Below are 22,066 nucleotides of genomic sequence, written 5' to 3'. Positions count from 1 at the left end.
CAGTCTCCTTCTAATCATTTAAGGGGAAGTTGTTGATTGGACCTCGGTCCAACATCAGATACCCCCGATGATCTACAATCTTGGGCCAAGGCCCAACCTTAGGGGTTATCACCATGGCTATTAGTATAATAATTAACAAAAAGCTAATAAATGCAGGAAATAGTAAATATATTTTAACGAAAAGTTAATAATCGAAACGATGTTGCATACGGTTATGGTAATAGCTCTTCATCCTCCATTTTGCCAATTGCTTTTTTCTTAGTATGATCGGCTGCAAGCATGAGGTACATTGCAGGCACAACGAACAAAGTAAAAAGAGTACCAATGGAAATGCCCGTCGCGATAACCAGACCGATATTAAACCGACTTTCAGCGCCTGCACCTGTAGCAAGAATGAGCGGGATTACACCCAAGACCATCGCCGCCGTGGTCATTAAAATGGGACGTAAGCGAATTGCTGCTGCTTGTTGAATAGCTTCTCGTTTTTTCTTACCATTGATTTGAAGCTCATTAGCAAACTCCACAATGAGAATACCGTGTTTACTGATTAAGCCAATTAATGTCACTAATCCCACTTCGCTATAAATATTCAGAGTTGCATGGCCAATACCAAGACTAACGAAGATCATTGCTCCGCAAACTGACATGGGCACGCTGATGAGTACAATTAATGGATCACGAAAACTTTCGAATAAAGCAGCTAATGCTAAGAAAATAATCAGTAAGGCAAAGAAAAAAGTAAGCACGAGACTCGATCCTTCTTGGATAAATTGACGAGATTGCGCGGCATAATCAATATAATAGCCCTGTGGTAATACTTCTTTTGCAATCGTTGCAAAAGTGGTTAAAGCACGCTCCATGGATACACCAGGAAAACCCACTGCTGAAATAGTCGCCGAATTCAGTTGCTGAAAATGATTTAAGGATTCAGGCACAACCTCTCTTTTTAAATGGGCGACTGTTGAAAGCGGTATCGAGGAACCATCAGCCGTCCTTATGTAATAATTAAGTACCTGCTCTGGATTTAAACGTGTATCCCGCCGCACTTGAGGAATAACTTGGTAAGAACGTCCCGCAAAATCAAAATAATTGATATAACCTTCACTAAGCGCTGAACCAAAAAGATTGCCAATATCTTGCATGGTTAATCCAAATTGCGCTACTCGATCTCTATCGATCATTACTTTCGTTTGCAGTTGATCGATTTTCAGATCAGGATCGAGGTAGGCATAAATCCCAGCAGCTCGTGCTTTTGTGAGAATCGTCTCAAGCACTTGATTTAAATTTTCAAACGTTTCTGTCGTCGTAACAACGAATTGAATGGGTAAACCGCTTCCTCCCCCAGGTAAAGAAGGCAATTGGAAAGCCGCAATTTTAGCCCCTGCAATTTTATCCAGTTCCTTCTGAATAATAGGTTGGAGCTCATTGGTGGTCCGGGTTCGCTGATCCCAAGGTTTGAAAACCATCCCAACGATGGATTTATTTAACCCGCCATTACCATCCACTTGGAAAGTGTGATCGGTTTCGGGGTATTTTTTAAATAGATCATTGACTTGTTTTGAATAAAGTTTCGTTTGATCTAACGACGCATTCGCTGCAGCAGTAATTTGCGCAATAATGATCCCTTGGTCTTCTTGCGGAGCAAGTTCTGAGTCTGAAGAAATGAAGAGAAAATAATTGCTCAACAAAATGATGATCGCAAAAACAGCAATCACCGGAAGGTAATTTAATGACTTAGCCAGCGTTTTATCATAGCCCTGCTCCAATTTTCTAAATAAATGGTCGACTTGTGTCATAATGCGACCTTTAGTCGCTTCGGATCCGACCTTAAGGAATTTTTCACACATGACGGGGGAAAGAGTCAGCGCAATTACCGCTGAGACTGTTACGGCACCAGCGAGAGTGAAAGCAAATTCAGTAAATAAAGCACCGGTTAATCCTCCCATGAATCCAATCGGTGCATAAACTGCGATAAGCACTACTGTAATAGCCAAGATAGGATTGGCTAATTCTCTAGCACCTAGAATGGCTGCCTTAAACTTAGTTTGCCCCTCCTCAATGTGACGTTGCACGTTTTCGACCACAATAATTGCATCATCAACCACGAGCCCGATCGCTAAGACTAACGCCAAAAGCGTTAGTAAATTGATTGAATACCCAAAGACTAACATGATGAAAAATGTTCCAATAAGTGACAACGGAATGGCTACAAGAGGAATAATGACCGAACGGATGGAACCTAAAAAAATAAAAATAACCACAGTAACGATGATAAATGCTTCCATTAAAGAATTAATCACTTCGCGAATGGAAGAATCAACAAAGAGACTGGCATCGTAGGTGATGTTTGATCCCAACCCTTGAGGCAACTGGGCTTGAATACTAGGATAAATTTTCTTAATGTTGCTAATTACCGTCAAAAGATTTGCAGAAGGAGCCACAGTAATACCAATATAAACAGCGGTTCGGCCATCAAAACCTACAGACGAATTATAGTTTTGCGCACCAAGCTCAACATTGGCAACGTCTCCTAAGCGAATAATTGCGCCATTTTTTGCTTTGATCACCATTTTCTTGAATTGATCAACGTCCGTTAAATTAGTGTTTGCTGTAAAGTTTTGAATAAACATTTGTCCATCTGTCCGCCCCACTGCGGAAATGAAATCATTATTAGCAAGAGCAGCACCAATTTCTGCAGCAGAAATACCGAAACCGGCCAGTTTTACAGGATCTAACCACGCCCGTAGAGCGAAAGTCTGATTTCCTAAAATCTGCGCATTTTGCACGCCATTGACAGCTTGTAGCTTCGGTTGAACCACGCGTATCAAATAATCAGTTATTTTGTTGATAGGAAGCTCATCACTGTAAAACCCGATGTACATTGAACTAATTGTTTGCCCAACAGAGACTGTAATAACGGGTAATTGAGAATTTGCTGGCAACTGATTAAGAACAGCATTAACCTTAGTGGTAATATCCGATAAGGCTTTTAGCGGATCATAGTTCAGAAGAAGATTGACGGTAATGGTGCTGGTTCCCTGCGTACTGGTTGAGGTCATGTAATCGATACCACCAGCCTGGGCAATCGAATTCTCTAAGGGCGTGGTAATAAAACCTGCAACAACCGCAGGATCTGCTCCCGTATAGGTTGTAGTAACCGTAACGATTGCATTTTCAGTAAAAGGATATTGCATAACGGGCAGTAGATTAATCGAACGCAGACCTAAGACTAAAATCAACAGACTTATTACTGTCGCTAGTACCGGCCGTCTAATAAAAATATCCGTAAACTGCATCTGCCACGGTCCTTTTAAGTTTTAAATCACATCGTAATAGCTCAGTTTTTCTTCCCGCGATGTGTACGCGAGCTTTAGTGATAACGAGCGATTCCTGAAATGGTTATCTTTCAACTATCGTAGGCGCTGCCTGATTGCTGGGTTGTATCGTATTATTTATTTTGATACGACTACCGTTTTTAAGTTTCAATTGACCACTCGTGACAACAATATCTCCCAAATTTAGTCCTTTTAGCACAGCAATTTGATCCCCTCTTGTTTCACCTACCTCCACAAAAACCTGTTGGACAATGAGAATGGGTTGATTTTGGTTGTCCGTTTTACCGCTGTTTTTCACCACGTAAACGATATCCCCATAGGGATTAAAACTGATTGCCGATTGGGGCAAAGTCAGATAAGTTCTTGGCATTTCGGTATCAATTTCACCATTGACAAACATGCCAGGTTTTAATTTGTAATCTGGATTAGGAATAGTCACCTCTACGAGAACGTTACGTGTGTCGGTATCCACTACTGGTTGGATTGTCGTTATTTTTCCTCTGAATATTCGTCCAGGAAATGTATCTGCCACCGTAGTAACAACTTGCCCCATTTTTAATCTGGCTAAAACTTGTTGTGGTAGATAAAAATCAGCATAAATGGGATCCAGCGATTGTAGAGAGGTGACAGTATCACCCACATTAAGATATTGTCCAGGGTTAACATTATTGATACCTAATTGACCCGAGAATGGGGCACGAATCGTTTTCTTTTCTGTTGTAGCGAGCTGTTGTTCGACTTGAGCTTCCAAATTTTTAAGCGTCCACAAATCCGTATCTACAGTTTGTTTACTCACAGCACGCGCTTTGAATTGTGCTTTATCGCGTAAATAGGTAATTTTAGCGAGCTCAACTTGAGCTTGTAATGAATGCAGTTGTCCCAGCTCTGTTCCTGCATTTAATTGCACTAACACGGTTCCTTTTTCAACTCTGGAACCCGGCGTAAAATAAATGGTTTGTACCATTCCAGCAAGCTCTGTTGTTACATTAACACCAACGCGCGCGCGCGTACTACCCACTGCCTTTAAGTTGGGTTGCCAAAGCGACGACTCCACTCTCATCGTTGAGACAGTTACCGCAGGTTCTTGAGCGGAGGCTAAATATCTTTTGGTCATTGCTGATTTAAATGTCTTCCAGCCAAAAATGAAGCCAAACAAAAGACCTACGCAAATCAGCATGATGATCATTTGTTTTTTCAATAAAATCCCTCTCCTAAAAGGCAAAATAAATGGATACTCTTTACGACATAAGGAGATCTCTCACTGCCTTCGAGACGACACGATTATCTCCCTATTTTCCTAATTGCATTAGGAGCGCAACCCTTCATCATTAAATCACAAACACTCTTTAACACACCAGGGCTTATGCCACCACCCTCCGCCCAATGCTTGAAATAATGCAGCGGTATCCGCAAACCGCGTCGCTTGCGCCTGAATTCGATTGATTCGTGTTTGCAAATACTGCTGCTGCGCATTTAACAAATTAATATAACTCGTACCCCCTAAGCGATATTGAGCCATTGTTAACTGGAGTGATTGACGCGCTGATTCTTCAGCTAGCGCCTGAGCTTGCAGTGCGCGAGCATCCGTTTCGAGCGCACGCAAAACATCCGCGACGTTTTGAAACGCTTGCAACACCGTCTTTCGGTATTGCGCATCCGCTTGCTGATAGGCCGCGATAGCAGCTCGGCGCTGAGCCAATAACGCGCCACCATGAAAAAGAGGCTGCGTCACCTGTGCCATAATACTCCAGATATTGTTTTGTGCAGAAAACAAATTCGATAAAGAAGTACTTATCCAACCATAGTAACCCGTGATATCCAACTTTGGAAACAAGTTAGCTGTCGCCACGCCAATCTCTGCACAAGCTGAATGAAGTAAAGCTTCGGCAGCACGAACATCTGGCCGCTGACGTACAAGCAAAGAAGGCACACTGACAGGTAAAGTCACTGGCAATTTTAATTGGTCAAGATCAACGGTGGGTAACGATTCCTCAGGAAAAGAACCCACGAGAACAGCAAGCGCATGTTTATTTTGCGATAAGCTCTTTTGTAAAGGTGGTAAGGTGGCTTTCGTTTGCTCCAATAAAGTTTGTTGTGTTAATACATTAGCCTGAGAAACACCACCCAAATGATATTGCTGCTTTAGAATATTGAGCAATGTTTGTTGCTCTCCAATAAGCTGCTGAGTTACTTTAATCTGTGCTTTGACTGAGGCGATGCTTATCGAAGTGGTAACAATATTCGAAGTTAGTGTAAGGTAGGCAGCAATCACTTCAAATTGCTGATTATCGACTTTTGCCCGCAGTGATTCAATTTCACGTCTAGCCCCACCAAAAACATCCACCGTGTAAGATAAATTGATCGAAGCATTATAGAGATTAAACGTAAATGCTCTATTCCCAGTCACATCGCCAATATTTACTGTCGAATAGCGTTGCCTTTGCGCAAAACCAGATGCATCAATCGCGGGCCAAAGTGTATTGCCAATTTGTACATTTAAGTTTTCTTTAGCCTGACGTAAGGCAGCCATGGCTGAAGATAAATCTGGACTATTTGCTAATCCTTTACGAATCAATGCGTTGATTGCTGAGGAATGAAATAATTCCCACCACAATTCGGGAATGTCTTTTCCCGTGATGAATTTTTGTGTTTGACCACCAGGTCCTGGCGCATTCGCTGTCTTTGCTGGAAGCGGCGTTTCGGTATACCGTTTAACTTTAAATCCACTAGGCGTGCGAAAATTAGGGCCAACCATACAGGCTGACAGGCAAACTGAAAGTAAAATGATCGCAATAATTATTCTGATTTGGGACCAATACACTAAGTACATTTCCTTTGCCGAAGACTCTATCGAATTAATCTTCATTAGGATACCCGAGGCAGAGCAATCTTTCATTAATTATTTAAAATTATCAGGTTAACAGAATGTGATCTTCTCAAAGAAGTATCTACATTCCACTTTATTGGGATGGGCTAAAAAATAATTGATAGGCATTGCAAGGATCTTCCTTGTAAAAACAGTCAGCGATGGCATGACCGATTACTGCGGCTAGATGGGAATTAACGTAGAGCAAAGGAATAGAATCACGCTTCCATGGAGGAATCTGCCATTCTTGGAATAGCTTTTTTAATGGCTTTGTCTGTCCGTGCCAATGAAATGATTCCCCTCCCTGGCGAAAGCGAATTTCAATCTGGGCTTGCTCGGGAAGCACTAGACCTTTATTGCCTTTTTTAGTCTCAATTTTGCCAAGACCTTCAATAATGAGAGGATTAGGAAAAGAACCCCAATTTTTAGCCTGAAAGCAAGTTCGGGATTCATTTTTTATGATATAAAGCATTTGCTGATAGCGTCTTATGCAAACATCCCTCCAAGCAACAAGCGGTTTAGCATCTTCTTTGGCGTGAATCACTTCTTTGATCACACGATTAAAGGTTGATGTACTGGGTAATTGAACCTGGTTAGATTTCAGCCATAGGCGTAATACGTTACTCAAACGATGGTGATTTAAAACAAGGAGTGGCGTGACAGGCAGTGTCTTTGAAGGCTGATTCAGTGTTGGACAATCGATTCGCGCTAAATCATCCAAATTGGCTTGAGCTTGTTGACAATGTTGAGCCGTGCGGGCTAGGTTATTCACCATAGTGGGCCAGCGTTGGCGCAACAGGGGCAACACTTGGTGTCTTAAATAGTTCCGCGTGAAAGAAATATCGCGATTGCTTTCGTCATCAACCCATTTTAACTTATAAAACTGAGCGTACTCTTCTAAGGTTTGGCGAGAATGGTGCAACAAAGGTCTTAATAGTTCACCTTGAGCCAATTTCTTTACGGGCGCCATCGCAGCTAATCCCTCAATGCCAGTGCCACGAAAAAGTTGCAGAAGGAGGGTTTCAGCTTGATCATCTAAATGATGACCCAACACTAAACCATCCTTGTCCTCAAGTAACAGGGCAAACGCCTGGTATCTTGCTTTTCTCGCCTCTTCTTCAATATTCGCCTGCCGCTCAAATTCAACTTGTTCGACCACAAAGTGAATTTTATATTCGCTGCAAAATTGCTGACAATGATTTTGCCACGCAAGCGCGTTAGGGCTAAGCCCATGATTAATGTGTACAGCAGTTAATTTATTAGCAAATGAAGAATGGGTAATTAAATTATGTAGCAAAACGGTGGAATCAAGTCCACCGCTAAAGCCAATAAAAAGTCTCTGATAGAGACTCAGTCGTTTTAGCCACTCGGTGTCTAACAGTGATCTAGTCACAAGCACCCATGGCCATGAATTTTTCGTAACGTTGTTGTAACAGTTCGTTAGCAGGAATCACTTTTAAAGCGTTCAATTCTTCAGTTAATATTCGCTTCAGGCGTGAAGTCATATCTACTACATTACGATGCGCTCCACCTAAAGGCTCTTCCACTACCTCATCAATTAAACCAGCCTCAAGAATTTTATCCGCTGTAATGCCCATGGCACGTGCAGCTTCACTTGCCTTCGCCGCGTCCTTCCATAAAATGGAAGCACAACCTTCTGGGGAAATCACTGAATAAATCCCATACTGAAGCATTAAGACCCTGTCTCCTACACCAATTGCCAAAGCCCCCCCTGATCCAGCCTCACCAGTGACCGTACAGATAATAGGCGTCTTTAGTTTCGCCATTTCAAGCAAGTTTCTAGCGATGGCTTCCGATTGGTTACGTTCCTCTGCACCAATTCCCGGATAAGCCCCTGCCGTATCAATAAAGGTAAAAATAGGGAGTTTGAATTTTTCAGCCATTTTCATTAAACGCAATGCCTTGCGGTATTCCTCGGGGCGAGCCATACCGAAATTGCGATACACTTTTTCTTTGGTCCGTTTACCTTTCTGGTGGCCTAAAATCATAACAGGCTCACCATTTAATCGCGCAAGCCCACCAATGATGGCAGGCGCACTTGAATAATGTCTATCCCCATGCAACTCTTGAAAATCAGTGAAAATATTTTCAATGTAATCCGTTGTTTGGGGACGTAATGGATGCCTTGCCATTTGCGCAATCTGCCAAGGTTCCAAATTAGCAAATATATTGGCAGTTAATTCTTGGCATTTGGTTTCTAGACGTGCAATTTCTTCGGTTAAATTCACTTCATTGTCACTGCCTACCATGCGCAGTGCTTGAATTTTCTGATTTAACTCCTCAATAGGTTGTTCAAAATCCAAAAATTGTCGGCTCATTCACTTACTCGTTTGGAGAATTTATTTTCATGCGCTATGATACCTGTAACTGCTTTTTGACGCTACCGTTCCCTCGCATTCTATGTTAACAAATGCCCAATTGATGTCCATAAACGACTGTCATTTAAAAACCACACGCATTGATATCTGGGAATTTCCCCTGAATAAACCCTTTAATCAGGCCAATACCCTGCTCAATAAAACTGAATTAATACGCGCTAATCGTTATTATTTTGATCGCCATAGACGGCGTTTCACCATTGCTCGAGCTAGCTTACGCCTTATTCTTGGGCGTTATCTTCATGAGGAAGGAAAGCAATTGACCTTCAGCTATGGCACCCATGGTAAGCCTCAGGTCAATCATTCTAAAGCACTGCAGTTTAACTTAAGCCATTCAGGTGAGCTTGCTTTATTAGCAATAGGATATCAGCTCCCTCTTGGCATCGATCTGGAGTTTTTTTCAGCGAGGCCTTATGAAGGCATTGCTAAAAACCTGTTTTCAGAGCGCGAGTTGCAGACTTTCTTGGGCCTCCCAACCTTTTTAAAGCCGCAGGTCTTTTTTCATATTTGGTCACAAAAGGAAGCATTCATCAAAGCCAGTGGCTTAGGACTTAGTTACCCAACCCAATTTTTCACCGTTCCGATTTTCTCCAAAGACACTGAACTCATCACTGACTCTATCCATCATTGCCAATGGCTAATGCGTTCATTTATGCCTCGCATAGCCTGTAGCGCTGCGCTTTGTCACCATCCTGAGATTAAGGAGTTACGGTACGTACGGCTTGATAATCCTGCTATTCTTTTTAATGGATAAATTTGGGTATATACTCAAATTGAGACAAGGACAGTAAGGGCATTTTATGACAAAGGCTAAAACTGATTTAGAGCAGGAAGCTGCCGAATTAAAGCGCAGTTGGGGTTGGTTATTCGCTTTAGGTATTTTATTCATTATTCTAGGCTGTATTGGTTTAGGGATGGTAGTGGGTTTAACGCTTGCGAGCATGCTTTTCCTCGGCGTTCTCCTTATAATTGCCGGATGTTCACAATTCGTGGATGTTTTTAAAGCTAAAAAATGGAACGCTGTTGCTTGGCACGCGTTGATTGCGGTTTTATACATTATCGGCGGCGGGTTAGTGATTTATGATCCATTCCTGGCTTCTATTTTAATTACGGCCTTATTAGGCGGTGTATTGATTATTATTGGCCTCACTCGTTTTATTATGGCATTAAAGCTCAAAGGCTCTTCAGGATGGGTTTGGTTATTACTCGCGGGGATTGTTGCTATTGCTTTAGGAGTAATGATTCTGTTGAAATGGCCTATCAGTGGATTATGGGTTATCGGTTTATTTATTGCTATTGAAATGATTGTGGACGGCTGGACTTACATTTTTCTTGCTCTTGGAATTCGCCGCAGCGTATAGCGCACTCGCTCGTCGTCCTGATAGCCGCGAAGGATCTTCTTGATAGAGTTATTGCAAAGAGTCTGGAGGTCCTTCGCTTTGCTCAGGAGGACTGTGAGTGGTCTTGTCGTCCCGAACGTAGTGAGGGATCTCCTGATCAGGCTAAAGCGAGAGATCGGTGCATTCAATCTGGAGGTCCTTCGCGTTGCTCAGGATGACTGTGAGTGGTCTTGTCGTCCCGAACGTAGTGAGGGCTCTCCTGATCAGGCTAAAGCGAGAGATCGATGCATTCAATCTGGAGGTCCTTCGCTTTGCTCAGGATGACAGTGAATGGTCTTGTCGTCCCGAACGTAGTGAGGGATCTCCTGATCAGGCTAAAGCGAGAGATCGGTGCATTCAATCTGGAGGTCCTTCGCGTTGCTCAGGATGACTGTGAGTGGTCTTGTCGTCCCGAACGTAGTGAGGGCTCTCCTGATCATCCTAAAGCGGGAGATCGGTGCATTCAGAAGGAGATTTCGGTTAGAGATAATAGGTGAAAATGAGACAGTTTAGTAAGATCCAATTAGAACTTCTTCGCCAGCTTTCAGATGGGCATTGCCACAGTGGTAAATTAATTGCTGAAATATTAGGTGTGTCACGCACGGCAATTTGGAAACAGATAACTCAACTGGAAGAATTAGGTTTAGCGATTCAACGAATTCCACAACAGGGCTACCAATTAACTCACCCATTGATCCTTCTTGAGGAGCAATTCATTCGTCAACATTTGAAGAATCAGCAATGGAATAAAGAAATCAACTTTCATCTTTTTGCAACGGTCGATTCTACAAATCAATTTTTAAAAGAATTAGCCCCGACCTCTTCCATTGATATTTGTTGTGCAGAAAAACAAACCCATGGTCGTGGACGCTTTGGGCGTCAGTGGGTTTCTCCTTTTGGCGAGAATATTTATTTTTCCAGCCGCTGGGAATTAAACTGTTGTTTATCTCGTCTATCGGGATTAAGCCTTGTTGTGGGTCTAGCGATTCTAGCGAGTTTGCAAACGATTCCTATTCAACAAGACATCCGCATAAAATGGCCTAACGATGTGATGTGGGGTAATAAAAAATTGTGCGGCATCCTTATTGAGGTGATTGCTGAGACAAACAGCTGCGCTCAAGTGATTATCGGAATTGGCATGAATATCAATACGGCCACTCAAGAACAGCTTCTTCCCGATAAACCGTGGTGTTCTTTATATGAAATAACAGGCCAGTACTTCGATCGCAATCGTATACTCGCCAATCTTATCTATCATTTGGACAAGCACTTGAATCAGTTTTTAGCCGCTGGTTTTGCTGCATTTACCGCTGATTGGCAAAAAGTGGATTATTTAGAAAACCAATTCATTAAAGTTTCACAACCCACTGGCGTTATGAGTGGATATGCTTGTGGTGTCAATGAATTAGGTCAATTATGCCTCCAAGATGATGAGGGAAAACGGCATTATCTCTCTTCTGGCGATACGTCATTGAAAACAGAAAATTTATAATAAGTAAATCAAGGGATTATTGGACTTTATTGATGCTATTTGGAAGGTTAGCGCTGCGCTTTTGAGGTTTGTCCCGAGCTGAGAACCTCCTGTCTACTCGGGACTGAACGACTGCGAATGAATCCGGTTTGTTATACAGCCTCTTCTTCTGTGCCTGGTGCTTCTTTTTCTTGTTGAATTCTTAGGTAAATTTCTTCGCGGTGTACTGAAACGTCTTTTGGTGCATTAATACCTAAACGCACTTGATTTCCTTTCACCCCCAAAACAGTGATATTGACATCATCACCTATAATCAATGTTTCGCCGATTCGGCGAGTTAAAATCAACATATCAATCTCCCTTCTACATAACAGTTACCCTCTCAGTCCATAGAAAGCCTCCATGGTGTTTCAGGCAACTACACTTTGTGTAAAACACAACCAAAATTTACTTCACGATTGTCATTTTACACAACCATTCTTAACAAAATATTAAATTAACTTAAATTTTGGTGTTTTTAATGGATAAAAAAATACCAATCACTCTTTCTGTCCCGCTTTAAATTTCAAAGCGATGATAACTAGCGGAAAGTAAGCAATCAGCAAACCTAAACCACTGCTAATAAAACCAATCCCCACTGCTATTGCTATGGGTAATAGCCATAACATGTTAATGACTAAAGTTCCTAGTGTCACAGGTAAGTGCTTACCGTAATAGCGTGAAGCATGCTGATAAGCGTGACTGCGATGTGCTTCAAAAATAATTTCACCACGCATTCCTCGACCCAATAATGTTACCGTAGCATCGACAATAAAAACACCTAAAAGTATTACCCAAGCCCAAAAAAAATTTGGATTTATTTTCGCAGACTGGATTGACAAAATTCCAAGAATAAGTCCTAGGAAACCGCTTCCTGCATCGCCCATAAATATTCTCGCCGGAGGGAAATTCCAAACTAAAAATCCCCCGACAGCAAAAGCCAAGCCAACGGGCAAATAGGTTGCGCTAATGTTATTTTGAAGGTAATACAGTACCACTCCTCCAAGGCAAGCAGTTACGGCTTCTGTTGCGGCAATACCATCAATACCATCCATAAAATTATATAAATTTAATAACCAGACTAGATAAAAAACAGCCACCGTATTTGCAATCAATCCATTCGAAAATGTCCACGCAAAAAAAGGGATAGCTGGCATTCCACCTATTAGGTATAGTGCACAACAACTCGCAGCGAAATGACCGAGCAAACGCCATTTCGCAGGAATATTATAGCGATCATCTAAAAACCCGATAAGAGCAATTAGCGATCCTGAGATCAGCAATGCGCCCGCTAAAGGGTAACTGATCAAGCTAAGAAAGAGTAATGAAAAAACGGTGAATAAAAAACAAATAACAAAAGATAATCCACCACCTCTTGGGGTGGCTATGACATGTGAGCTGCGATGATTTGGGATGTCGAGCATGTTAGTAGCCAAAGCATAGCGACGTAATATCCACGTCAAAGTACAAGACAAGCTAAAAATTAAGAGACAATATAACCAGATCATCATTTCTCCAGCATCTACCTCATTACCGGTAGAGGTATGTGTCGCTCCGAGTATTATGAAAAGGTGTTGATTATACGCTAAATAAAAAGAATATCTAAAATTTTTATTCTCTTGCTTTCAACGAAGGCTCATAAGTGATATCTTAAGGCCCAAAAATTGACAACAATTAGCATGAAGCAACTTACCGAACTCAACTCTTGGATAGCACTTGAGAAACATGCTGAATCCCTGTGCTTATTCTCACTTAATGCTTTAAAAAAAAGCACCAATTCTCAAAATAATCAATTTAAATTACACGCAGAAGGCCTTAGCGTTGATTTCACTTATCAGCGCCTTAATGAAGCCACACTTGAATTGCTTATTGCCTTAGCCAATGAGCGCCAACTTAAAGATAAAATTAATGGCCTCTTAAATGGTGCTATCGTTAATCCAAGTGAAAACAGACCGGCACTGCATTCGGCTCTTCGCGCTCCAGGTGAAAAACCAATTTGGGTTGATGGAAACAATATCATGCCCGACATTATTGCCACTCGGGAAGAAATGGGGGCCATCTCACAACAGATTAGGGACGGAAAGTGGTATGGGTATTCTGGAAAACCAATCACCGACGTGGTTAATATAGGAATCGGCGGATCTGATTTCGGTCCGCGATTTTGCCTGAGCGCGCTTAAGGATTATGTGAAACCGGATTTAGGGTTTCATTTTGTATCCGATGCCGACCCCAAGGCTTTTGAAACCGCAGTTGAAAAACTTAAACCCGAAACAACGCTATTTATCATTTCTTCAAAATCGTTTACGACCACAGAAACGTTATACAACGCGAAAAAAGCACTTTCGTGGATAAATAATTACCCTCATTGGGATAAACATTTTATTGCCGTTACCGCGAATGTCGATAAAGCAAAAGAATTAGGTATCTCTACTGTTTTACCCATATGGAATTGGGTAGGTGGTAGGTACTCACTCTGTTCTGCAATTAACCTAATCACTTGTATTGCTGTAGGTTACGATCACTTTAATGAGTTGCTTGCCGGCGCCCATTCCATGGATGAGCACTTTTCCGCAAAAGCCCTCCATGAAAATATCCCTGTCATAATGGCGTTGGTTGGACTATGGAATATTAATTTTCTGCATAGCTCGAGTTTACTCATGTTGGTTTATGCTAAGCAGCTAGAACAATTAGTTCCTTATATTCAACAACTGGATATGGAAAGCAATGGGAAATCAATTGATAATCATGGGCGCTCTGTTAATCACGCCACAGGCCCTATCGTGTGGGGAGGATTAGGAAATCAAGCTCAGCACAGTTATTATCAATTGCTTTGCCAAGGGACTCATAAAGTCGCGGCTGATTTTATTTCGACACAAGAATTCCAGGGCGACCTTATTGATTCTTTCTGCAATGCCAAAATTCGTGTTCTAAGCGAAGGCATTAATCCCCCAGCTGATCCTAACGGTTATATTCCTGGAGGTATGCCAATTAATCACATTCATTTGGAGTCATGCTCCCCTTTCTGTTTGGGCGCTTTAATTGCGCTGTATGAACATAAAATTTATGTTCAAAGTGTACTTTGGAATATTAATCCATTTGATCAACCCGGTGTTGAAAGCGCAAAACGCCAAAAAGCGATATTTGATAGTCAACGCCACCCTGCTTTGGTGTAACAGCTATTTTGGAATAAAGAAAGTTATAAGCGAATGATTTAAAAATTGGCGAAATAAAATGACAAAACAGAATATGCCTAAAATAGCATACCGATCTATGTAATAAGCTATTCCTAGTTTATTGGGGAAAATAAGGGGTTGTTTAGACAGCCAGTTTCTTATCGCTAGGCAAACAGGGAAATAAAGCAATACTAAAATTTCGCTAAAAATTCGAGGCTCCATCACATTTCCAACTAATAATAACGCTAAGAAATAAAAAAGAGTAACATAGCGCAGCGGTCTAAACTGTAAGGGAATGTAATCAAATAAAACAAACCATAATAAAGGCAATCCAGCAAGACCAAAAACAAGCAATAGGACATTTTGCCCTTCTAATAACCAAAGCAAATTCACTTCAAAATGGGTGTGCGTGGACATATGGAAATACCAATCCATTATTTGTCCTTCGGCATCGCGCAAAAGAACAAGAACAACAATACGTGCGAACAAATAAGCGCATAGAGCCCCAAAAATAGGCTTAATTACAGTATGGACTTTATGCCAGTAAAGCGCTGGAACCAGTAACACCAATAGAATGCTACTTTCTCGATTTAAAGTGGAGATAAATACCCAAGGCACAAAATAAATCCATTTTTCCCGAAGACAGAATAAAAAACCCAAAGTCATAAAAAAAAGAGAGGCGGTATCTGAAGGATAAAAAAAAGGAGCTCCCCCAAAAACGCGGTAACGATAATTAATAACGGTCACCAAGGGCAAAAGCAAAATACACAACCAGCTTAACAGTCTTGCTTGTCTTGAATTAAATTCAAGGAGTAACAACTGGTACAAACAGAAATAAAATAAACTGATAAATAACCATTCCAGTAAAAAGAAGAGCTCATCAATTGTAAATGGGAAAACATAAGTCAACCCATTAACCAGGGCGGGAACAAGTAGACGTTGCCCGAAAGGCAACTGCGCAGAAAAATGGATTAGTTGTTCTAAAGAAACCTCACTATAAATTCCGGAAAGTTGGGTATGGATAAAGGCATACCCAAGTAATAACACAACACTCGTAAAACGATACTTATAATATAAAATATCTTTATTCATTGTGCTTTTGATCTAACATAAGGCGCAATGCTTCGTCCATTGTCACTTCAGGCTCCCATTCAAGTGTTGCGCAGGTTTTACTAATATCGATTTGTAACGACCCACATAAGCGCTGTAAATCTGCTTTTCGGCCTAAAAGAGTTGCGATGGGGGCCAATAAACGTTGGGGGATAGGTAATAACCGAGCCGGGAGTTTCAGAATTTGGCTTATTTTTCGCAAGAGCGCCGTAGTTGATAGATCTTCGCCATCGCTCACAAGAAAAACTTGATTCGCAGCAGCGGGATGATCAATACATCGCATAATAAGGCTCAACAAATTAGTGATGGCTACGAAACTGCGTTTATTGTTAATAGCTCCTAAAGGTAATGGAACCCCTTTTTGTAACCATTGTATTAAGCGATGAAAGTTTCCTTTTGCTCCGACTCCATAAATTAGAGGTGGCCTAATGATAACAACCTCCATCTGAGTTTCCTCAGCGAGACGTTGTAAACCTTGTTCTGCTTCGTGTTTAGACAACGCATAAGGATTGCTTGGATTTGGCAAATCATTTGCTGAGAATACTTGATCACGCACCGTTTCATTTCCATTCACGCCGATGGAGCTAAGAAAAATAAAACGCTTCACACCGTATTGAGCTGCCTGCCGAGCTAAATTTAAGGTTCCTTCCGTGTTGACTTTTCTAAACTCACTTATAGGATCCTCTGCGGTTTCATTCAATACATGAGCACGAGCCGCCATATGAATGATAACCTCACAATCTTTAAGAACAGTGCTCCAATCTGTGCTTCCTGAAATATCAATGGGTGCAAAAACGGTGATGCGCGGATTTGTAAACTGCTCTGTCGAAGAACGTATTGCCAACTTTAAAGACGCTTTAGTGTCGTTAATAAGTCGCTTAACCAATGGCCGCCCGACAAAGCCCGTTGCACCAGTCAATAAAATATGTCCATTTAACATACCATTTCCTTTCATCAATGAATTGAAGCTGAAGGTGAGAATTCAATTACCTCTAACTTCTTAGCATCTGCTTTATGCACGCTGGCATTTAAAAAGGGTTTTTCAACAAAGCGATACGACAAAAAAGCGACACAAAGGGTTATTGCCAACGCGATCACCATGCTAAGCCCAAAATGTGGAGTGAGTAAATTAATCACCAGTTGTTGGATCGGGAAAGCATAAATGTATATACCATAAGAAATGTCGAATTTGCCATTGATCAATTTATCTTGAAATGAAACACCAACAATGATTGTTAGTGCTGCAAGGCTTAGTGTACCCAAGACCTGCATCTCCAAACGACCCTGTAAAACAATAACGACCACCACCGCAGCGATAGCCAGATAAGCTCTTTTCTCATACCAATGATTTTGCGTCATAGACATTAGCGCTCCACCAGTAAATGCGATGCCAAAGAGAGCCAAATAATTTAAAGGAATTGAATAAAATCCATAATTCTTTCCAGTCTTGGTTAAAACTAGAGTTATCACAATACATAACAGCAACAGAGGTAGCACTGATTTCCAACTATTCATATAGGAAAGAACGATTCCAATGATGACATAACTGGCAAATTCGACAGGCAAAGTCCATAAACTGCCATTAATTACCCCTTTACAGAAAAAATCAGAAAAAACACCAGGAATCGGCCTGCTTGAGAAAGCGATATACATAATGCTTGTCTTAAGTGTCGATAAGCTAAATAAGTAATGAAACACAGGTTCTGAAGTAAAAAGAGTTCCAATAAGGTATACCATCAAAAAAGAACAGACGATAAGTCCTGGAAATATGCGTCGGCAACGTTTTGCCATAAACACCACAAAATTGCCTGAATGAGTGAAACTTCTAGGCATAAAATAACCGGATATCGCAAAGAAAATAACAACTGCAACAAATCCAAAGGTATCCCAATGAAGAAAGATTGGTTCAGTCAGACCTGATAGAGCAAAATGATGACTAAAAAGCACTAAAAAAGCGGCAAAATGCCTAATTAAATCGAATGAGTTATTCCTGTTTCTTATTTCACACATTTTGATTGGTCATTGAATCTTTATTCACTAACATTGAATCACCCTGTTTTTTATTCGCAATGCCTCGATAAAGTCGCTCGTATTCTGCCACCATTTTATCTGCAGTGAAAAGAGACCAATAGCGTTCTGCAGCTTTTTCACCCATTACTGTTGCTTTATCAGGATTATCCCAAATGAATTGCATTGCGTTTCGTAGGGCTAGCGAGTCGCCAGGAGGCACAACAAGTCCGGTCTCGCCATCCACATTGATGTAGCTTGTGCCAGTACCAATCTCGGAAGAAATTAAGGACTTACCGAACATTGCCCCCTCAAGAAGGGAAACTCCAAATGCTTCCGAGCGCAGATGAGAGGGGAATATCACTGAAAGGCATAATTGCAGAAGAGCAATCTTATCTTCTTCAGCTAATCGACCTAAGAAATGGATATTGGTTAACCCTAATTCCTTTGCCTGCATTTTTAACTCTTCTTCTATGGGCCCTGATCCCACAATTAAAATAGGGAAAGAAGTCCCTTGGGCCGCCTCCAACAAAATGTGAAGTCCTTTGTAATAGCGCATAACCCCAATGAATAGAAAAAATTTATCGCCATAGAGATTGCGCCAATAAGCTTGACGCGCATCGGTTACCATTGAGTAATTGGTTTTATTTAAACCAATTGGAATCACAGTGACTTTCTCCCGGAATTTTTGCAGTACAGGGCTTGTGGAAAAATAATTTGGTGAGGTAGCAACAATGGTGTCTATTGATTTTAAAAAATGGTGCATCAATGGGCGATACAAATAGAATAAAAATTTTTGTCGGACAATATCAGAATGGTAAGTGACAATAGCAGGCTTTTGTGTTCTTGAAAATAAATGTAAAACATCGGCAAAAGGCCAAGGAAAATGATAATGAATAACATCAGCTTGCTGAGCGATTTTGCGAAAATCTTTCAATAAAGAAAAGGAAATACTGTTCGATGCAATATTCAAACTTTCTTTATAGCGAATTATTTTAATCCCCAAATACTCTAGCTCTTTTGGTTCAGGATCAGGAGAAAGAGACAAAATCGTATGATGAAAATTGGATTGCGGATTACGAACAATTTGCGCGATAACGCGCTCTACCCCACCAAAAGCATCGCCTAAAAATGTCTTATAAACATGGAGTATCTTCATGAGGTCCCAAATTTACTAATGAATAGATAATTAATAACTCGCCTAACAATCTATCATTTTATCTGCATTATTACGCCAAAGTAAACATCTAATCTATCGTTCAATAGTGCTGCCGAGCCTTAGCCCAAATCTTTTAAAACATTACCCTTTCCTTTGTATAAAACAAGATCTCCCTGTAAAGTTCCTATTTATCTAACAATCATTTAAACTCAGCTTAATTCGTAAGGGATTATCATAAATCGATGTAAAGACTAAAATTATGCAAAAGGAAATTTTGACATTAACAAGCTTGCGGTTCGTTGCTGCCTTTTACGTGTTCCTATTCCACATTCAACTCTATATCCCCCTCTTTAATCACGGTGGAGTAGCTCGTTTTTTGAGTGAAGGGGCTTGCGGAATGAGTTTATTTTTTATCTTATCAGGCTTTGTACTTGGTTATCGCTTCCATAATGGTGTCCCAGATTATAAAAAATATGCTTTCGATCGCCTCACCCGTATCTATCCTGCCTATTTTTTAGCAGCCCTCGTCACCACACCTTGGTTAATCACTTCTTTATCCTTTGACGATTCGCATCAGATGTTACGTTATGGCTATGTCATTTTTACAAATCTCTTTATGATTCAGGCATGGATGCCGCAACTTTTTACTATCTGGAATAACGGGGGAAGCTGGTCACTTTGTACGGAAATGTTTTTTTATGCCCTATTCCCCTTTATCATTTATCATTTAAAAAAATTAACCAATAAACAACTTATTTTTGCCCTCTGCATGTTGTACTTGTCCTCCTCTTTGCCTGGAATCTCACTACTCTTATTTCATCCAATACCCAATCACATTGTGTTTTATTCCATTCCAATATTTCGGGTTTCGGAATTCATTATTGGCGTTATTTGCGGCCTTCTTTTTACACGCGATGTCAGGGTTATTCATCCTAGCGCTTGCGCTATTCTTTGTCTTCTCCAATTGTATCGACATTTCGCCTGGGGACCAGCGTATGGTCATATTGCGATTGCACAAAATTTTATTACGGTTCCCCTGATTACTCTTCTCATTTTTAGCATTGCTTCCACGACCTCAGGTCGATTATATCGTTTTATGACAAACAGACAGTTTGTTTATTTAGGCCGTATAAGTTACTCCTTTTATTCCTTCCAAGCGTTGATATTAATGACTATTGTGACCCAACATGGCTTCATCGTAAGTCACTATTCCTTATTCGCTAATCATTGCACTTTAGCACTGTTTGCGTTCCTAATACTCCTCATTATTTCCACAATCTCACATCATTTTGTTGAGAATCGATTGAGAAGTTATCTAAATACAAAATTCATGAATAAGAAACAGACAATCCTTCCGCCTGAGTTGCCTATCCCGCAATAAACTCGATTTAGTGAGATGACGCCAGAACTCGACAGCTGTATAATAAGTGCAATTTCACCTAAAAATAATCAACATGTTTTCAACCATTAAATTTTTGTCCTCTCTTATTATTGCATTAAGCTTAAGCAGCACTTCTTTTGCAGAAATTCAGAAATCAGCCGAATCCGTTTCCATTAACCAAAAACTGTCACAACTTGAATCCTCTTCGGGTGGAAGAATTGGTGTCTATGCCATTAACACTGCGAATAATACTCATTTAGGATATCGTGCAACTGAACGTTTTCCCATGGCCTGCACCTCGAAAGTCATGGGTGTTGCAGCAGTGCTTAAAAAAAGCATGAAGGATAAGTCACTTCTCGCACAAAAAATAACCTATACGAAAAGCGACTTAACGAATTGGGCTCCTATCACTGAAAAAAATCTAAATACAGGGATGAGTGTTAAAGCGTTATGTGCTGCAGCAATCAGTTACAGCGACAATACTGCAATGAATCTTTTGCTTAAACAGTTAGGTGGAGTAAAAGGCATGAACGCTTTTGCACGTACAATCCACGATGACATGTTTCAGCAAACGCATGATTGGCCCGGAGAGGCCATGTCAGGCGGACAACACAATAGCGATGACAGCTCTACACCAGCAGCGATGGCAAACAGCTTAAAACGATTGGCATTTACTGATGTTTTAGCCAAACCTCAGCGGGAGTTATTACTCACCTGGTTAAGAGCCAATACCACAGGTAATTCGCGTATTAGAGCGGGGGTACCTCAAGGTTGGTTAGTGGGAGACAAGACAGGGAGTGGTTTTTATTATGGCACCACAAATGACATTGCGATTATCTGGCCTCCTAAATGTGCACCAATTGTTATGGCAGTTTATTACACTTCAAATAACAAAGAAGCGCCCAAACGAGGAGACATTGTTGCATCGGCTACTCGAATCATACTCGATGAGTTTGCACAACGGGATTCATGCCTGGAGAGCTGAGTTGATTAGCTGATAATTAAGCAATGTCCCTGAAGTTTTTTAGACAAGATTTAATCTTGTCTAAAAAAGCCTAATACGCTACCAGGAATGATAACCTTAACTGGGTAATGTTCATCCATTATTCACTATTATGAACCTATGGGCTAACACACTATTTAAGCGTTATCTTTTCATTCTATAAATAATACCACGATTAAATAATAGAAAAACAATTATATTTTAATTTCAATTTAAAGATAAACAATAAAAATATTTTAATGATTTTCATTTTGAATTTATAACTATATTTTTAAAAAAATAGCAAAAATAATTGTAATGGCATAAATAAATTAATAAATAAAATTTCACTTATTTTATTATTTATTAATTAATAAAAATATCGTTTTTTCTCCCGCAATTTAAAAATGCGTTTGGACAACAAAATAATTTTATACTACGCTAAATATGTCATATTAATGACAGAAAAATGGATTCAATTTTTATAAGGAGATTTTATGAACAACTACAATATGACCGGCGGCAGAGACTCAAATTTATCAGATGAAGACAGAAAAAAAGGTGGAGAACATTCTCACAGTAGTAAAGGAAACAAAGCCCACACCGGAGCCGGTCGCGGAGCTAATTTGACCGATGAAGATCGACGCAAAGTCGGCAAAAATTCCCATGATAATAAATAATTTTTTGCAATACCAAGAGTATTATTCTTGGTATTGAATTTTATTGACGCGATCCATTCATTTGAAAAAATTTAAAATATTGAAA

18 protein-coding genes are annotated in these 22,066 nt (G+C 40.5%); 7 read left to right on the top strand and 11 right to left on the bottom strand.

Annotation, left to right across the window (positions count from 1 at the left end; all coding sequences use genetic code 11):
• Positions 1 to 212 precede the first annotated feature (212 nt).
• The 5 genes from B5D33_RS07425 to B5D33_RS07405 form a co-directional block, all read right to left on the bottom strand.
• Entirely contained in the window at positions 213 to 3,296 is a 3,084-nt protein-coding gene (locus B5D33_RS07425; protein WP_058451034.1) for an efflux RND transporter permease subunit, read from the bottom strand.
• 103 nt (positions 3,297 to 3,399) lie between these two features.
• Positions 3,400 to 4,533, bottom strand: coding sequence for an efflux RND transporter periplasmic adaptor subunit (locus B5D33_RS07420; protein WP_324610532.1), 1,134 nt, complete (start codon positions 4,531 to 4,533; stop codon positions 3,400 to 3,402).
• Between the two features lie 135 nt (positions 4,534 to 4,668).
• Complete coding sequence (locus B5D33_RS07415; protein ID WP_234802480.1) at positions 4,669 to 6,201, bottom strand: efflux transporter outer membrane subunit; 1,533 nt, start codon at positions 6,199 to 6,201, stop codon at positions 4,669 to 4,671.
• Between the two features lie 94 nt (positions 6,202 to 6,295).
• Entirely contained in the window at positions 6,296 to 7,594 is a 1,299-nt protein-coding gene (gene tilS, locus B5D33_RS07410) for a tRNA lysidine(34) synthetase TilS (protein WP_058451031.1), read from the bottom strand.
• Positions 7,587 to 8,540 carry an acetyl-CoA carboxylase carboxyltransferase subunit alpha gene (locus B5D33_RS07405; protein WP_058451030.1) on the bottom strand — a complete coding sequence of 318 codons (954 nt, stop codon included), beginning with the start codon at positions 8,538 to 8,540 and terminating at the stop codon, positions 7,587 to 7,589. Before B5D33_RS07405 ends, tilS begins: the two co-directional genes overlap by 8 nt.
• 82 nt (positions 8,541 to 8,622) lie before the next feature.
• Between B5D33_RS07405 and B5D33_RS07400 the strand changes: the two genes are divergently transcribed.
• The 3 genes from B5D33_RS07400 to birA all read left to right on the top strand — a co-directional run bounded on the left by B5D33_RS07400 (position 8,623) and on the right by birA (position 11,471).
• Positions 8,623 to 9,354, top strand: coding sequence for a 4'-phosphopantetheinyl transferase family protein (locus B5D33_RS07400; protein WP_058451029.1), 732 nt, complete (start codon positions 8,623 to 8,625; stop codon positions 9,352 to 9,354).
• A 46-nt stretch (positions 9,355 to 9,400) separates the two neighbouring features.
• A complete protein-coding gene (locus B5D33_RS07395) occupies positions 9,401 to 9,961 on the top strand; it encodes an HdeD family acid-resistance protein (protein ID WP_058451028.1) in 561 nt (186 codons plus the stop codon).
• A gap of 517 nt (positions 9,962 to 10,478) precedes the next feature.
• Positions 10,479 to 11,471, top strand: coding sequence for a bifunctional biotin--[acetyl-CoA-carboxylase] ligase/biotin operon repressor BirA (birA, locus tag B5D33_RS07380; RefSeq protein ID WP_058451483.1), 993 nt, complete (start codon positions 10,479 to 10,481; stop codon positions 11,469 to 11,471).
• Between the two features lie 131 nt (positions 11,472 to 11,602).
• Here the strand turns inward: birA and csrA are convergent, their stop codons facing one another.
• Positions 11,603 to 11,800, bottom strand: coding sequence for a carbon storage regulator CsrA (gene csrA, locus B5D33_RS07375; RefSeq protein ID WP_058451484.1), 198 nt, complete (start codon positions 11,798 to 11,800; stop codon positions 11,603 to 11,605).
• Positions 11,801 to 11,989: 189 nt separating this feature from the next.
• Positions 11,990 to 13,000, bottom strand: coding sequence for an MraY family glycosyltransferase (locus B5D33_RS07370; RefSeq protein ID WP_058451485.1), 1,011 nt, complete (start codon positions 12,998 to 13,000; stop codon positions 11,990 to 11,992).
• A 168-nt stretch (positions 13,001 to 13,168) separates the two neighbouring features.
• Between B5D33_RS07370 and pgi the strand changes: the two genes are divergently transcribed.
• Positions 13,169 to 14,662, top strand: coding sequence for a glucose-6-phosphate isomerase (gene pgi / locus B5D33_RS07365; RefSeq protein ID WP_058451486.1), 1,494 nt, complete (start codon positions 13,169 to 13,171; stop codon positions 14,660 to 14,662).
• Positions 14,663 to 14,665: 3 nt separating this feature from the next.
• Here the strand turns inward: pgi and B5D33_RS07360 are convergent, their stop codons facing one another.
• From B5D33_RS07360 to B5D33_RS07345, 4 genes are read right to left on the bottom strand one after another with little or no spacing between them, the layout of a single operon-like run.
• Positions 14,666 to 15,754, bottom strand: coding sequence for a hypothetical protein (locus B5D33_RS07360; RefSeq protein WP_058451487.1), 1,089 nt, complete (start codon positions 15,752 to 15,754; stop codon positions 14,666 to 14,668).
• On the bottom strand, positions 15,747 to 16,712 hold the full coding sequence (locus B5D33_RS07355; protein ID WP_058451488.1) for a UDP-glucose 4-epimerase family protein: 966 nt from the start codon (positions 16,710 to 16,712) through the stop codon (positions 15,747 to 15,749). Before B5D33_RS07355 ends, B5D33_RS07360 begins: the two co-directional genes overlap by 8 nt.
• A 14-nt stretch (positions 16,713 to 16,726) precedes the next feature.
• Positions 16,727 to 17,782, bottom strand: a complete 1,056-nt coding sequence (locus B5D33_RS07350) for an acyltransferase family protein (RefSeq protein WP_058451489.1) — start codon at positions 17,780 to 17,782, stop codon at positions 16,727 to 16,729.
• On the bottom strand, positions 17,775 to 18,938 hold the full coding sequence (locus B5D33_RS07345; RefSeq protein ID WP_058451490.1) for a glycosyltransferase family 4 protein: 1,164 nt from the start codon (positions 18,936 to 18,938) through the stop codon (positions 17,775 to 17,777). The genes B5D33_RS07350 and B5D33_RS07345 overlap by 8 nt, the downstream gene beginning before the upstream one ends.
• 259 nt (positions 18,939 to 19,197) lie before the next feature.
• On the opposite strand from B5D33_RS07345, the gene B5D33_RS07340 reads away from it, so the two are divergent.
• From B5D33_RS07340 to B5D33_RS07330, 3 genes are all read left to right on the top strand, one after another.
• On the top strand, positions 19,198 to 20,319 hold the full coding sequence (locus tag B5D33_RS07340) for an acyltransferase family protein (protein ID WP_058451491.1): 1,122 nt from the start codon (positions 19,198 to 19,200) through the stop codon (positions 20,317 to 20,319).
• 73 nt (positions 20,320 to 20,392) lie between these two features.
• Positions 20,393 to 21,304: a class A beta-lactamase gene (gene bla / locus B5D33_RS07335; RefSeq protein WP_065239977.1), complete on the top strand. Its 912-nt coding sequence runs from the start codon at positions 20,393 to 20,395 to the stop codon at positions 21,302 to 21,304.
• A gap of 494 nt (positions 21,305 to 21,798) precedes the next feature.
• On the top strand, positions 21,799 to 21,981 hold the full coding sequence (locus B5D33_RS07330; protein WP_058451492.1) for a hypothetical protein: 183 nt from the start codon (positions 21,799 to 21,801) through the stop codon (positions 21,979 to 21,981).
• Positions 21,982 to 22,066 lie beyond the last annotated feature (85 nt).

The sequence above is a fragment of the Legionella maceachernii genome (genome assembly GCF_900167045.1).
GTDB lineage: Bacteria > Pseudomonadota > Gammaproteobacteria > Legionellales > Legionellaceae > Tatlockia > Tatlockia maceachernii.
Note: the sequence above shows the minus strand (reverse complement) of the source record. Positions and strands in the feature narration are given on the sequence as shown.